Below are 12,621 nucleotides of genomic sequence, written 5' to 3' on the forward strand. Positions count from 1 at the left end.
GGGATTTTAGTCGGTGCCGGTCGGACGGGTGACCGATGCCCTCGCGCCGACAGGCACTCCGACTCGCCGGTGCCGGTCTCACGACGGCCCTCGCGGGGTGTGCCGCCCGCCCGCCGCGGGCCGCACACGAGTTCGAACCGCTCGCGGACACCGCACTCGACACCGAGGCATTCGCACAGTTTCAGGGCGGCCTCCGCAACCACGGGTACGTCGAGGCGACCGTTCCCGACGCGGTGACGGTGGACTGGTCGCTTCCGGTCAACCGCGGCGACCACACCGCCGCTAAGTCCACGCCCGTCGCCACGCCCGACGGCGACGTTCTCGTCGCGGCCGACACCGGTGACCTCCGGCGCGTGACGCCCGACGGCGAGGTGGTCTGGAGGAGTTCGGTCGACCCGACGACCCGCGGCATCCACGGCACGCCCGCCGTCGCCAACGGGAGTGCCTACGTGGGTGCCTACGACGGCGCGCTGTACGCCTTCGACCTCGAAACCGGCCGACGGCAGTGGCGCGCAGAACTAGGCGACGCCATCGGGTCCAGCCCCGTCTACTACAACGGGTACTGCTACATCGCCGTCGAGTACTACGACCCCAGCGGGAGCGTCGCGGCCGTCGACGCCCGGACCGGCGACGTGGCGTGGTACGACGGCCGTCCGACCAACCACCCCCACTCGACCATCGGCATCGACCGCGAGGCGGGCCGTCTCGTCGTCGGGGCCAACGACGGCGTCTGCTACGGATGGACCTTCCCCGAGATGGAACGGGCGTGGACGTTCGAGACGGACGGCGAAATCAAGGGACCGGTCGCCCTCACCGACGGCCTCGCCGTCTTCGGGTCGTGGGACGACACGGTGTACGCGGTGGCCCTCGACGACGGGCGCGAGGTGTGGACCTTCGAACCCGGGTCGGACGTGATGACCGGGCCGGCTATCGCCCCCGACGGCACCGTCTACGTCGGGAGCCACGACAGCCGAATATATGCCCTCGACGGCACGAACGGCGAGGAGCGGTGGCAGTTCGACACGGACGGGTACGTCATCGGGTCGCTCACGGCGACGCCGGATACCGTCCTCGCGGGGTCGTGGGACGGCACGATGTACGCCGTCGACGCCGACACCGGTCGGGCACGGTGGCTGGCGAACGGGCACGGCCACGCCACGAGTGCAGTGCTGGTCCGCGAGGACGCGCTCTACTACGCCGAACGCGCCACCGAGGACCGACCGGGCAACTGCTACCGGCTGGTCCCGGCCTGAGCATCGCAACTGTCTTGCCCGCCGGTTGGCAAGCCCGCCCGTGAACTGGGGCTACCGGTACACTGTCCTCCTCCTCTGTACCCTCGCGTTCGCCGCGACGATGGTGGCTCGCCTCGTCATCAGTCCGGTCGTCCCCGACATCGTGGACACTTTCCAGACGAGCAACGGTGCTATCGGCCTCGCGCTCACGGGGATGTGGGCCGCATACGCGCTCACGCAGTTCCCGAGCGGGGTCTTGGGCGACCGCTTCGGCGAACGGAAAGTCATCCTCGCCGCGCTGGCAGGGACGACGGTGTTCAGCCTCGTGTTGACGCTCTCGACGACCTACCTCCTGTTTCTGGTCGGAGCCGTCCTCCTCGGGGCCGCCACGGGGCTGCACTACAGCGTCGCCGTGACGTTCATCACGCGCCAGTTCGACGCCGTCGGCCGCGCCATCGGCGTCCACGTCGCGGGCGGCCCCTTCGCCGGACTGGTCACGCCCATCGCCGCGGCGGCCGTGGCCGCACAGTTCGGCTGGCGGCCCGCACTCGCGCTGGGTGCGGCCGTGGCACTCCCCACGTTCGTCGTCTTCGCCCTCGGCATCCGCACGAGCGAACCGCAGCGTCCCGACCAGCCGATGGCCGACCGCCTCACCGTCGGCCCCATCGTCGAGTTGCTCTCCCGGCCCGAAATCGGCTACACCGTCGTGCTCGCGGTGCTGGGGGCGTTCACGTGGCAGGCCGTCGCTTCGTTCCTGCCTGCCTTCCTCGAACAGGGACGGGGGTTCTCCACCACGACGGCGGGCCTGCTGTTCTCGGCGTACTTCGTCGTCCACGGCGCGACCCAACCCGTGATGGGGCAACTCTCGGACTACTACTCCCGGGACATCGTGGTCGCGGGGGCGATGGGCCTCGGCGTCGTCGGCTTCGGGACGCTCGTGGTCGGTGAGGGACTCGCGACCGCCGTCCCGTCCGTCGTCTGCATCGGCGTGGCGATGAGTTGGGGCGCGCCCCTCCAGTCGCGGTTCATCGACGTCCTCTCCGACGCCGAGCGCGGGGCCGGGTTCGGACTGGTCAGGACCGTCTACATGACGCTCGGCGCGCTCGGGAGCGTCGTCACCGGGTCGACGGCTGACCTGTTCGGGTGGATGGCCGCCTTCGCGCTCCTCGCGGTCATCATGGGCGTCGGCGTCCTCGCCATCGCCGCCAACCTCCTGTTGCACCTGGGCTACTGAGAGACTACAACCGCCGTTTGACTCTTACGAGGGGTTTTGCGGGGGGCACTCGACTGACCGTGTATGGACGCGACTGCCCGCCCGCCGCGACACGCCGTGCCGCTCGCCGCCGTCGACATCGCCGCCGCCGTCCTCCTCTACCGACTGGTCAGCGAACCGATGGGCGTCGCGATGGGGCTGGTCGGTGCCATCCTCGCCACGACGCTCGTCTATCAGGTGACTGCCGGCTACCGGTGACACACCGCGGTCCCACGCCCTCACCCGGCCGCACCGGTGGCGTTCACCGTCGCCCGCGTGACGACGTACTGCTGTCCGGCCATCGGCTCCAAGAGCGCGTCCACCGGCGCGTCGTCGTCTCTGAGTATCGGCACGTCGCCGGTCGCCACGTCGGAGTCGAGGGTTCGAATCTCCGAACTGAGGTCGATGCCGATGGACCGGCGGTCGTTCCGCGCGAGCAACTCCTCGCGGGTGAGTCGCTCGTCGTCTTTCGTCGCCACGACTTCGATGTTCTGGACCACGTTCGCTCCCGCCGTCGGGAAACTGTACACCTGCGGGAACACCTCCTCCATCGTCCGGTACTCCGAGCGGTAGAACTGCGAGGCCGACCCGCTCGGAGCCGAGATGACGTTAGCGAACAGGATGCCGTCCTCGTCGAGGCGGTCCCGCGCCAACTCCATGAACTCGACCGTCGTGAGGTGGAACGGCACCTTGTCCTTCTTGTAGGCGTCCATCACCACGAGGTCGTAGGTGTGGTTGGTCTCCCGGAGGAACTGCCGTCCGTCCCCGTTGTGGACGTTCAGTCGCGGGTGGTCCTCGACGCCGAAGTACTCCCGGGACACGTCGATGACCTCGGGGTCTATCTCCACCACGTCGACGGTCACGTTCTCGTACTCCGCGAGGAAGCGGCGCGGGCCGGTGAACCCGCCGCCACCGACGAACAACACGCGGTCGACCGACCCGGCGTGTGATTCGTTGGTGTCGTCCCACGACCCGCCGTCAGTCATCAGCAAGGGGAGATGGAAGTACCGCGTGTACTCGAAGACGTGGCGGGTCGGCTGGTCCAAATCCATCGCGCTGTGGCGTTGCCCGTCGAGGTACAGCGTCCGAGTCCCGCCGAGGTCGGAGACGCGCAGTTCCTGATACGGGGTCTGTGTCTCGTGGACGACTTCGCCGGTCACGGAGTACCCGACCGACGGCACTGCAATCGACCCGATTAAGAGGAGTGCGACGGCGACGGCCCCGACAGTCGGGCGGCCCGGCAGCTCCGGGAACAACACGACCAGCGACGTGCCGACCAACAGCAGTCCGAACACGAGGCCGATGATATCGACCGAGAGCGTCGGGATGAGCAGGAACGTCGTGCCGAACGCGCCGACGATACTCCCGATGGTGCCGACGGCGTAGACGTGGCCCGACGCCTCACCAGTCCCGTCCTTGGGCATGAGTTCGGCGGCGTAGGGACTGATGAACCCGAGCAGGTAGGTCGGCGGGCCGAACAGCAGGACGATGGCGGGGAGCGACGCGAACCGCGGCGGGAGCGGGAACCCCGAGGTACCCCGGAGCATCAGGTCGCCCCCGACGATGAGCAAGGCGACGTACGCCGCCGTCGCCAAGAGCAGGACGACCAGTTTCGAGTTCGTCGCGCGCTCTGCGGCCTGCTTCCCGCCCCGCCAGTAGCCGAGGCTCAGTGCCGCGAGGAACACGCCGATAATCGACCCCCACGTGTAGATGCTGCTCCCGAACTGGGGCGCGACCATTCGACCGGCGAGAATCTCCAGTCCCATACTGGCGACGCCGGAGACGAACACGGCGAGTTCCGGCTTGTCGAGTTGCCAGCCAGTGTCCGTGGCTCCCATTCAGTCCTTCTACGTCGGGCGTGGTCTAAAGCCCTCTCACTTCGCTCCGACGGGGCACCGCAGGGGTCGGGCGGTGGTGTCGGCCGGCTAACCGAGGTTTTCAAGCGGTTCCTGCCCGTTAGTCGGACCATGTCCCTCGAACCACACCGGGCACGGGCGTACACGTTCGGCGCGTTCGCCGGCGCGTGGTCCGCGCTCGCCGTCGTCTCCGAGAAGCAGCGAACGACCGCCCTGTTCGTCGTCCTCGCGGCCGTCTCGGGGCTGCTCTCGGTCCGCTACGAGGAGCGTCCCGACTGGGGCGTGTGAGTCTTGAGGCGGGAGCCCGTACCACAGCCATGAACGACAGCGGCGCGACCGTACTGGTGGCTGGCGCGAGCGGCGGAACCGGACGCGAGGTCCTTCGGATACTGGACGGCCGCGACCCGACGGTCCGGGCACTGACGCGTTCGGCGGCGATGGCCGACCGTCTCCGCCGACTGGGAGCCGACGACGTGGTCGTCGGCGACTTACTCGACGGGACGGGGCTGTCCGCGGCCGTCGAGGACGCGAGCGTCGTCATCTCGGCAGTCGGGTCCAGTCCCCGCGATATCCTGACGGCCGAGGAGTTCGTCGACGGTGCCGGGACCATCGCGTTGCTGGAGGCCGCCGTCGCCCACGGGGTCGACGCGTTCGTCATGGAGTCGGCACTCGGGGTCGGCGACGACCGAGCGAGTGTCCTCGGTCGCCTCTTCGACACGTTCATCGGGCCGATACAGGCCGCCAAGGGCCGGGCGGAGGCGGCCATCCGGGACGCGGATATCCGCCACACCATTCTCCGCCCGGGCGTGCTGACCAACGGCCGCCGGACCGACGACGTGACCGCCGCCCCGCCGGGACGGCAACTGTGGGGGACAGTGTCCCGGGCCGACGTGGCGCGACTGCTCGCCGCGGCACCGTACACCGGGGCGGCCGCCCATCGCACGCTCGAAGTCGTCGCTACCCCGTCACACCGCGACGCGGGGCTGTCCATCGACTGGCAACTCCCCCGACCGACCGGGACGATAGCCGTCGAGGACGGCGAATGACTGCGGTGGTGGTCCTCGGGGACAGCGTCCCCTTCGGCCACGGGACCGACGCACCCGCGTGGCCCGCCCGCCTCCCCGACTACGCCGGACTCGACGGGGCGGTCCACCGCTACGGGGGGATGGGTTCCGCGTTCGCCGACCTCCTCGACCGCGCCGCCGTCCTCGACGAACACGCCCGGGAGGGGACGGAACTGGTCGTCCTCGTCCACGCCGGGCACAACGACGCACAACTCAGTGGTGGCGAACCGCGTGTCACCGAGTCGGCCTTCCGCGAGGCAGCGGCGACGCTCGACCGGACGCTGGCCGACCACCCGGCAGTCACCCGGCACGCCTTCGTGGGCATCGTCCCGCTGGTGCCGCTGGACCGGCCCGGCGCGGTCCCGCTCTCGGACGCCCAACCGGAGCGGTCGCTCTCCTACGACGACGTACTGGCCGAGACGGTGACCGACGCCGTCCCGATAGCACGGGACCCCGACCGCTGGCGCGAGTGGACTGCCGACGGCGTCCACCCCGCGGGCGAGGGGCACGCCGCCATCGCGCGGGCGGTTGCGGCGTGGCTGACGGCCGAGTGAAGACAGATGAATCGCGGCGGCGCGCCGACTACTGGAGGCGGTCGGCGATGATGTTCTTCTGAATCTCGCTGGTCCCCTCGTAGATTTTCGTGATGCGGGCGTCGCGGTAGTAGCGTTCGACCGGGTGGTCGGTGACGTAGCCCGCACCGCCGTGGACCTGAATCGCCTCGTCGGCCACGTCGACGGCGTGTTCGGAGGCGAACAGCTTGGCCATGCTGGCGAACTTCGCGGCGGTCTGGTCGCGGCCGGCCTCGACCGTACTCGCCGCGCGGTAGGTCAGCGACCGGGCGGCCTCGATGTTCGTCGCCATCTCGGCGAGTTTGTGTTCGATGGCCTGGAACTCGCCTATCTTCTGCCCGAACTGTTCACGCTCGCCGGCGTAGTCCAGCGCGGCGTCCAGCGCGCCCTGTGCGGCACCGACGGCCTGTGCGGCGACGCTGGTCCGGCCCGACGCGAAGAAGTCCATCAGCTGATAGAACCCCTTGTCGACCTCGCCGATGACGTTGTCTTCCGGAACTCGCACGTCGTTCAGGAGGACCTCCGCGAGGTCCGAGGCGCGGATGCCGAGTTTGTTGTCGATTTTCTCGGTTTCGACGCCCTCGCTGTCCATCGGGACGAGGAACGCGGTGACGCCGCCGTGGCCCTCGCCGGGGGAGGTCTTGGTCATACAGACGCCCACGTCGGCGACTGTCCCGTTGGTTATCCACATCTTGTTGCCGTTGATGACGTACTCGTCACCGTCCTTCTCGGCGTATGTCTCGATGCCCGCGACGTTACTCCCGTGTGCGGGCTCGGAGATCATCGAACACGACGCCATGTTTCCGGCCGCGATTTCCGGCAGATACTCCTCTTTCATCCACTCGTCGCCGTACTCGATAATCATGTCCGTCCCGAAGCCCGCGCTCCCGACGGCACTCCCGATACCCGGGTCGGCCCGCCACAACTGCTCGGTCACCAGCACCGACGACAACAGGTCCATCCCCGCCCCGCCGTACTCCTCGGGGATGTTGGGCGCGACGAAGTCGTACTCGGCCGCTTTGCGCCGTATCTCCTCCGGGTACTCCTTGTTCTCGTCGTGTTCGCGGGCGACCGGCTCTATCTCGTCCTCGCCGAACTCCCGAACGGCGTCCTGAATGGCACGGTGTTCGCTCGATAGCTGAAACGACATACCCACCCTTCGGGCTGTTGTGTAAAATATATTCTGGAATGAGCTGTACTGTGTTAAAATTACGACGCCACCTGTGCCTGTATGTTAATGGCGCGTGGTACCGTCACTCACGACTCGGACGGGAAACCGACGGATACGACTGGGATTGGCCGGTCGAGTTGCGCGCGACGATTCGGGCGACTGTCCCCCGGCGGCCGTCCGCCCGCCGCTCGATACCCTCCTCGTAGTGCAGGACGGTGAGGTCCGCACACGCCCCGAGGAGTTCGTTCGCGCCGAACCGGTAGCGGTCGCCGCTCGGGCCGCTCTCCATCTCGTCGGTGGTCCGCAGGTGGTGTTCCACGAACAGCACGCCGCCGGGCGCGAGCGCCGCCTTCAGGTCCGGGAACCGGTCGACCGCCCGGTAGAAACTGACCGTCACGAGGTCGTACGTATCGGTCGGGAAGCAGTAGGTCGGCACGTCCGCCTGCACCCAGTTCACCCGGTCGGCGACACCCCGGTCGCGGGCGTTCTCGCGGGCGATTTCCAGCCCCGCGCGCGACTGGTCGAGCGCGTCCACTCGGTAGCCCTCCCCGGCGAGGAAGACGGCGTTGCGGCCCGTCCCGGTCGCTACGTCCAGTGCCCGACCACCGCCGAGTGCGCGCACGTATCGCACCAACAGCGGTGCCGGGTCCGGGTTCTGAGGATACTCGCCCGCGCGGAACCGCTCGTCCCACGTCGTCATATGGAGGCCTACGACCGGGGGGACCGTGAACTGTTCGGCGGTTTCACGGCCGGTAGCGGCCTGTTTCGCCGGGACCACGGGTCCCTTGACCCGCTATCTCCTGCGTCTCACGATGACAGCCGACCTCTTTACCCCCCTGTCGCTCCGCGAGACGGAGGTTCCGAACCGCGTGATGGTTTCCCCGATGTGCCAGTACTCCTGTGACGCCCGTGACGGCGTGGCGACCGACTGGCACTTCCAGCACCTCGCCAGCCGTGCCGTCGGCGGTGCCGGACTCGTGATGGCCGAGGCTACCGCCGTCGAACCCCGTGGCCGCATCTCGCCCGAGGACCTCGGCATCTGGAGTGACGACCACGTGCCGCCGCTGGCCGACATCGCCGCGTTCGTCCGCGAGCAGGGCAGCGTCCCCGCCATCCAACTCGCCCACGCCGGGCGAAAGGCCTCGACTGCCCGCCCGTGGGAGGGCCGCGACCCGCTCCAGTCCGACGAGGGCGGGTGGACCGCCGTCGGTCCGACCGACGACCCGTATCCCTACGACGGCGACGCGCCGCCGACGCGCGCGCTCTCGCCGGCCGACATCGCCGACGTGACCGAGGCGTTCGCCGACGCCGCCCGCCGCGCCCGTGAGGCCGGGTTCGAGGTGGCAGAGGTCCACGCCGCCCACGGGTACCTCCTCCACGAGTTCCTCTCGCCGGTGACGAACACCCGCGACGACGAGTACGGCGGCGACTTCGAGAGCCGAATCCGGTTCCCGCTCGAAGTCGTCGACGCGGTTCGGTCGGTGTGGCCCGAGGACAGGCCGGTCTTCCTGCGTATCTCCGCGACGGACTGGCTCCCGGACCGCGAGTCCTGGACCGTCGCCCAGTCCATCCGGTTCGCCGACCGGGCGGCCGACCACGGCGTCGACCTCGTGGACGTGAGCGGCGGGGGCATCCACCCCGACCAACAACTCCCCGACGCGGGCCCGGGGTATCAGGTCGACTACGGCCACCGCGTGACCGACGGCGTCGAGCGCGATATCGCGGTGGGGGCCGTCGGCGGCATCACCACCCCCGAACAGGCCGACGAACTGGTCCGCAACGGCCGCGCCGACCTCGCCGTCATCGGCCGCGAACACCTCCGCGACCCCTACTTTACGCTCCACGCCGCCCGCAAACTCGGCCGCGAGGACGCCGTCGACGTGCCGCCCCAGTACCACCGGGCGTTCTGAGCCGCGTCAGTGGGCCGCCATGTCCGAGACGACGTTGACGCAGTAGACGCCAGCGAGGATGAGGCCGATGCCGACGAGGGCGGCCGCGTCGAGTTGCTCGTCGAAGACGACGACGCCGATTGCGGCGATACCGACGATACCGAGGGCGGCCCACGTCCCGTAGACGAGGCCGACCGGCAGGTCCTCGAGTGCCAGCGAGACGAGGTAGAACGCCGCGCCGTAGCCGAGGAGGACCCCGACGCTCGGGAGCGGTCGCGAGAACCCCTCCGAGAGCTTCAGGGCGGTGGTACCGAGCACTTCCGAGACGATAGCCATCCCGAGGAGGGCATACGGGTTCACGCCCGGGTGACCGCCCGCCGAGACAATAGCTGTTCTGTCCTCACGCCTCGCGTGCGAACACGCCGTCGTCGCGGTAGTCGACCCGTACCCCGCCCTCGTCTGCGAGGTGGTCGAGGTACTCACAGGCGACCTGTGTGAGGAAGTGGAGCGTCGCGTCAGTCGCCCCGAACACCTCGCGGGCGATGGTCCCTGCCGTAGCCGCGCCGTCGCTCTCGGTCACGACTGCCCGAACGGCCGCCACGGTACGGTCCGCCTTCTCGATGGCGTCGGCGATTCGCCGCTCGGCGTCGTCCCACACCTCGCCGTGGCCAGGCACCAGTACGGCCGGGTCGCGGTCACGAACGCGGCGGAGCGAGTCACCGTACGCCCCGATGTCACAGTGAAGCGGTCCGTACATGAAGTAGCCGTTCGTGGAGACGAGGTCGGCCGAGAACAGCGTGTCCGAATCGTCGTGATACAGCCCCATCTGCTGTGCGGAGTGGCCGGGGACGTGGACCACCTCACAGTCGTAGCCGCCGAGCCGAACGGTGTCGCCGTCCCCGACCACGCGGTCGATATCGATTGCGTCCTCGGCGTAGTCGTCGAGGGGGAAGTACGAGTCGAAGACTGCCGTGCTGTCCGTGTCGAGGCCCGCCGTCCGGGTTCGCATCTCGTCGCGGGCCGCCCGGAGGTAGTCGGCGTAGTCGCGGAGGATAGCCGGGACGCCCTCGAAGACGGTGTGGGGCAGGTCGGCAAGTTCGGGGACGGTCTGACTGCCGCCGACGTGGTCGACGTGGGGGTGGGTGAGGACGACGCGGTCGACCCCCGCCAGCGCGCCGCCGTCGAGGGCGTCGGCGACGGCGGCACGGTTGCGCACGTGGCCGGTGTCGAGTAGCGTGTCCCCGACGCGGTAGACGTTGACCGTCCCGTAGAGCGGTTGGTCGAAGACGTGTCGCTCGTAGTCCATGCCGTCGCTTCGAGGGCCGCGAGGAAAGGCTGTCGCCCGTCAGCGGTCGGCGGCGGCCACCTCGGCGGTTTCGCCTGCCCCCTCGACGGCCCGCCGGAGTCGCTCGCGGACGGCCGGGACGACGGTCGCATCCAGCGAGTACGGTCCGGCTCCCGTCACCATGATGGCCGAGGAGAGGCCGAACAGCGTGACGTGGGCCAGCACCGGGTCGTCGGGGAGGCCGAACAGCGTGGCGGTGAACAGGACGAACGCGGCGACGGCCGCGCCGCGCGTGAACAGGCCCGCCAACAGCAGACAGCCGACGGCGACTTCGCCGAGTCCCGCGGCGAACACCCACATCTCGGGACTGACGGGGACGACGCTCGTCAGGTCGTACTTGGCGACGACGGTGAGCGACGCGCCCGGCTGGAGCCACTTCTGGGTCACGCCCAGCCAGACGAAGTTGAACCCCACCGCCGCACGGAGGAACAGCGGCGCGAACCCCTTCGTCAGGCCCACCCGCTGGATTGCTCGCTGGCCGAGGTTGTGGTATGGCCGCACGCGGCTGAACAGCGTCCCGTCGGTGACCGCCAGCCGGCGGAGCAGGCCGTCGGCACTCGGTTGTCCGCTCCCGAGGACGAGAATCCCCAGAAAACCCGCGATGTACTCGCTGGCCAGCAACATGTCCGCGCCGTAGACGGCGAGGCCCCCCACGTACGCCGCCACCCCGACGACGGCGGCCCCGCGACTGGCCAGCCCGAACAGCAGGAGAAAGCCCAGTCCGACCTGCAGGACCCGCGCCTCGACGCCGACGTTCGGCGTGAAGAAGTAGCCAGCGAACCCGGCCCCCACGAGCGGGAGGCCGACCGAGAGCCGGAGCATCCACGGGAGATACGGCTGGTAGGAGGCGAGCGTCCGCCACATGACCTCGATGTCCGGGACCCGCGGCGCGAACGCGAGGTACGCCACGACTGCCGCCGCCAGTCCGACCCCACCGCCGACGAGCAGGGCGACGTTCACCGGCTCCCCGAACACGCTCGCGGCGAGTTCCGCGGGCGATACGTCCCCGCCAGACCCGTCGGTCACGTAATCCACGTGGGCCGTCGCCGGACGGACGGCGACGGCGAGGAGGACCGCGAACACCGCGCCGCGAAGCCCGCGTCGAATCATATTGTTCATTATTGGATGTGTAGATTTAAGCGCGCGGATTCGATACGTCGCCGCTCGATTCGCCCGCCAGAGGCCACCCGAACGCTCATCCCCCGGCCGTCCGTGTGAGTGTCGTATGGCTCCCGACACGACCTGCCAGTGGGTCCTCGACAGCAGACCGACCGGCGAACCGACGATGGAGAACTTCGAACTCACCGAATCGCCCGTCCCCGACCCGGGGCCGCGCGAGGTGGTCGTTGAGACGCGGTACCTCTCGGTGGACCCGTACATGCGCGGCCGGATGCGCGACGCCGAATCCTACGCCGACCCGTGGGACGTTGGGCAGGTGATGGAGGCGCGCGTCGTCGGCGACGTACTGGAGTCGAACCACCCCGACTTCGCGGCGGGCGACGTGGTACAGGGCAACTTGGAGTGGGCCGAGTACAGCGTCGCCGACGGCGACGACCTGCGGTCCGTCGACCCCGAGTTGGGGCCGCTCTCGACAGCGTTGGGTGTCCTCGGGATGCCCGGCCGGACGGCCTACTTCGGCACGTTCGACGTGGCCGAGCCGAAACCGGGCGACACGATGCTCGTCTCGGCCGCCGCGGGGGCTGTCGGGTCCGTCGTCGGCCAGTTGGGCAAACTCGCGGGTGCGCGCGTGGTCGGCGTCGCCGGTGCCGACGAGAAGACCGACTGGCTGACCGGCGAACTGGGGTTCGACGACGCCATCAACTACGCGACGGCCGACGACCTGTCGGCGGCCGTCGGGGACGCGTGTCCCGACGGCGTGGACGTGTACTTCGACAACGTGGGCGGCCCGATAACCGACGCCGCCTTCGACCACCTGAACGTCCGCGCTCGCGTCGCCATCTGTGGCCAGATTTCGCTGTACAACGCCGTCGAGCAACCCGTCGGCCCGCGGAAACTCCCGAAACTCATCCAGACCCGCGCCCGTGTCGAGGGGTTGCTCGTCCGGGACTACACCGACCGCTACCGCGAGGCCACCGAACGCCTCGCCGGGTGGGTCGACGCGGGCGACGTGCAGTACCGCGAGACGGTGACGGAGGGCTTCGAGGCCATCCCCGAGGCGTTCCTCGGCCTGTTCGAGGGTGTCAACGTCGGCAAGCAACTGGTCCGATTGGACTGACCAC

Annotated in this window: 14 protein-coding genes; 8 read left to right on the forward strand and 6 right to left on the reverse strand. The window is 69.2% G+C overall.

The annotated features are described in order from the left end of the window. The first annotated feature begins 35 nt into the window (after nucleotides 1–35). From MUG95_RS08055 to MUG95_RS08065, 3 genes are all read left to right on the forward strand, one after another. Nucleotides 36–1,253, forward strand: a complete 1,218-nt coding sequence (locus MUG95_RS08055) for an outer membrane protein assembly factor BamB family protein (protein ID WP_247005511.1) — start codon at nucleotides 36–38, stop codon at nucleotides 1,251–1,253. 40 nt (nucleotides 1,254–1,293) lie between these two features. After that, nucleotides 1,294–2,466 (forward strand): MFS transporter, encoded by a 1,173-nt coding sequence (locus MUG95_RS08060; protein WP_247005513.1) that lies wholly within the window; start codon nucleotides 1,294–1,296, stop codon nucleotides 2,464–2,466. A 63-nt stretch (nucleotides 2,467–2,529) separates the two neighbouring features. Continuing rightward, complete coding sequence (locus tag MUG95_RS08065; protein ID WP_247005515.1) at nucleotides 2,530–2,703, forward strand: hypothetical protein; 174 nt, start codon at nucleotides 2,530–2,532, stop codon at nucleotides 2,701–2,703. Between the two features lie 20 nt (nucleotides 2,704–2,723). On the opposite strand, the gene MUG95_RS08070 is transcribed toward MUG95_RS08065, so the two are convergent. After that, nucleotides 2,724–4,322 (reverse strand): spermidine synthase, encoded by a 1,599-nt coding sequence (locus MUG95_RS08070; RefSeq protein ID WP_247005518.1) that lies wholly within the window; start codon nucleotides 4,320–4,322, stop codon nucleotides 2,724–2,726. 129 nt (nucleotides 4,323–4,451) lie between these two features. Here MUG95_RS08070 and MUG95_RS08075 point away from each other — a divergent pair, with 129 nt between their 5' ends. Genes MUG95_RS08075 through MUG95_RS08085 form a run of 3 tightly spaced genes read left to right on the forward strand, consistent with a single transcriptional unit; the run spans nucleotide 4,452 to nucleotide 5,958 of the window. Continuing rightward, on the forward strand, nucleotides 4,452–4,628 hold the full coding sequence (locus tag MUG95_RS08075) for a hypothetical protein (protein WP_247005520.1): 177 nt from the start codon (nucleotides 4,452–4,454) through the stop codon (nucleotides 4,626–4,628). 29 nt (nucleotides 4,629–4,657) lie between these two features. After that, nucleotides 4,658–5,386 carry an SDR family oxidoreductase gene (locus tag MUG95_RS08080; protein ID WP_247005522.1) on the forward strand — a complete coding sequence of 243 codons (729 nt, stop codon included), beginning with the start codon at nucleotides 4,658–4,660 and terminating at the stop codon, nucleotides 5,384–5,386. Beyond that, entirely contained in the window at nucleotides 5,383–5,958 is a 576-nt protein-coding gene (locus MUG95_RS08085; RefSeq protein WP_247005524.1) for an SGNH/GDSL hydrolase family protein, read from the forward strand. Before MUG95_RS08080 ends, MUG95_RS08085 begins: the two co-directional genes overlap by 4 nt. A 28-nt stretch (nucleotides 5,959–5,986) precedes the next feature. Here MUG95_RS08085 and MUG95_RS08090 read toward each other — a convergent pair whose 3' ends face one another. Both MUG95_RS08090 and MUG95_RS08095 read right to left on the reverse strand, forming a co-directional pair. Next, on the reverse strand, nucleotides 5,987–7,126 hold the full coding sequence (locus MUG95_RS08090) for an acyl-CoA dehydrogenase family protein (RefSeq protein ID WP_247005526.1): 1,140 nt from the start codon (nucleotides 7,124–7,126) through the stop codon (nucleotides 5,987–5,989). 103 nt (nucleotides 7,127–7,229) lie between these two features. Further along, nucleotides 7,230–7,847 carry a class I SAM-dependent methyltransferase gene (locus MUG95_RS08095; protein ID WP_247005527.1) on the reverse strand — a complete coding sequence of 206 codons (618 nt, stop codon included), beginning with the start codon at nucleotides 7,845–7,847 and terminating at the stop codon, nucleotides 7,230–7,232. Between the two features lie 112 nt (nucleotides 7,848–7,959). On the opposite strand from MUG95_RS08095, the gene MUG95_RS08100 reads away from it, so the two are divergent. Continuing rightward, a complete protein-coding gene (locus tag MUG95_RS08100) occupies nucleotides 7,960–9,057 on the forward strand; it encodes an NADH:flavin oxidoreductase/NADH oxidase (RefSeq protein WP_247005529.1) in 1,098 nt (365 codons plus the stop codon). Nucleotides 9,058–9,063: 6 nt separating this feature from the next. Here the strand turns inward: MUG95_RS08100 and MUG95_RS08105 are convergent, their stop codons facing one another. The 3 genes from MUG95_RS08105 to MUG95_RS08115 are packed head-to-tail and all read right to left on the reverse strand — an operon-like array spanning nucleotide 9,064 to nucleotide 11,500. Further along, nucleotides 9,064–9,396, reverse strand: coding sequence for a DMT family transporter (locus MUG95_RS08105; protein WP_247005532.1), 333 nt, complete (start codon nucleotides 9,394–9,396; stop codon nucleotides 9,064–9,066). Nucleotides 9,397–9,436: 40 nt separating this feature from the next. Next, nucleotides 9,437–10,342 (reverse strand): MBL fold metallo-hydrolase, encoded by a 906-nt coding sequence (locus MUG95_RS08110; protein WP_247005534.1) that lies wholly within the window; start codon nucleotides 10,340–10,342, stop codon nucleotides 9,437–9,439. Nucleotides 10,343–10,381: 39 nt separating this feature from the next. Then, nucleotides 10,382–11,500, reverse strand: a complete 1,119-nt coding sequence (locus MUG95_RS08115; protein ID WP_372608168.1) for a DoxX family protein — start codon at nucleotides 11,498–11,500, stop codon at nucleotides 10,382–10,384. A 106-nt stretch (nucleotides 11,501–11,606) separates the two neighbouring features. Here MUG95_RS08115 and MUG95_RS08120 point away from each other — a divergent pair, with 106 nt between their 5' ends. Beyond that, on the forward strand, nucleotides 11,607–12,617 hold the full coding sequence (locus MUG95_RS08120; protein WP_247005537.1) for an NADP-dependent oxidoreductase: 1,011 nt from the start codon (nucleotides 11,607–11,609) through the stop codon (nucleotides 12,615–12,617). Nucleotides 12,618–12,621: the final 4 nt, after the last annotated feature.

Source organism: Halorientalis litorea (assembly GCF_023028225.1).
Taxonomy (GTDB): domain Archaea; phylum Halobacteriota; class Halobacteria; order Halobacteriales; family Haloarculaceae; genus Halorientalis; species Halorientalis litorea.

Coding starts and splice junctions, on each gene's coding strand:
- MUG95_RS08055 (WP_247005511.1), top strand. CDS start 36: ATGCCCTCGCGCCGACAGGCACTCCGACTCGCCGGTGCCGGTCTCACG.
- MUG95_RS08065 (WP_247005515.1), top strand. CDS start 2,530: ATGGACGCGACTGCCCGCCCGCCGCGACACGCCGTGCCGCTCGCCGCC.
- MUG95_RS08070 (WP_247005518.1), bottom strand. CDS start 4,322: ATGGGAGCCACGGACACTGGCTGGCAACTCGACAAGCCGGAACTCGCC.
- MUG95_RS08075 (WP_247005520.1), top strand. CDS start 4,452: ATGTCCCTCGAACCACACCGGGCACGGGCGTACACGTTCGGCGCGTTC.
- MUG95_RS08080 (WP_247005522.1), top strand. CDS start 4,658: ATGAACGACAGCGGCGCGACCGTACTGGTGGCTGGCGCGAGCGGCGGA.
- MUG95_RS08085 (WP_247005524.1), top strand. CDS start 5,383: ATGACTGCGGTGGTGGTCCTCGGGGACAGCGTCCCCTTCGGCCACGGG.
- MUG95_RS08090 (WP_247005526.1), bottom strand. CDS start 7,126: ATGTCGTTTCAGCTATCGAGCGAACACCGTGCCATTCAGGACGCCGTT.
- MUG95_RS08095 (WP_247005527.1), bottom strand. CDS start 7,847: ATGACGACGTGGGACGAGCGGTTCCGCGCGGGCGAGTATCCTCAGAAC.
- MUG95_RS08100 (WP_247005529.1), top strand. CDS start 7,960: ATGACAGCCGACCTCTTTACCCCCCTGTCGCTCCGCGAGACGGAGGTT.
- MUG95_RS08110 (WP_247005534.1), bottom strand. CDS start 10,342: ATGGACTACGAGCGACACGTCTTCGACCAACCGCTCTACGGGACGGTC.
- MUG95_RS08115 (WP_372608168.1), bottom strand. CDS start 11,500: ATGAACAATATGATTCGACGCGGGCTTCGCGGCGCGGTGTTCGCGGTC.
- MUG95_RS08120 (WP_247005537.1), top strand. CDS start 11,607: ATGGCTCCCGACACGACCTGCCAGTGGGTCCTCGACAGCAGACCGACC.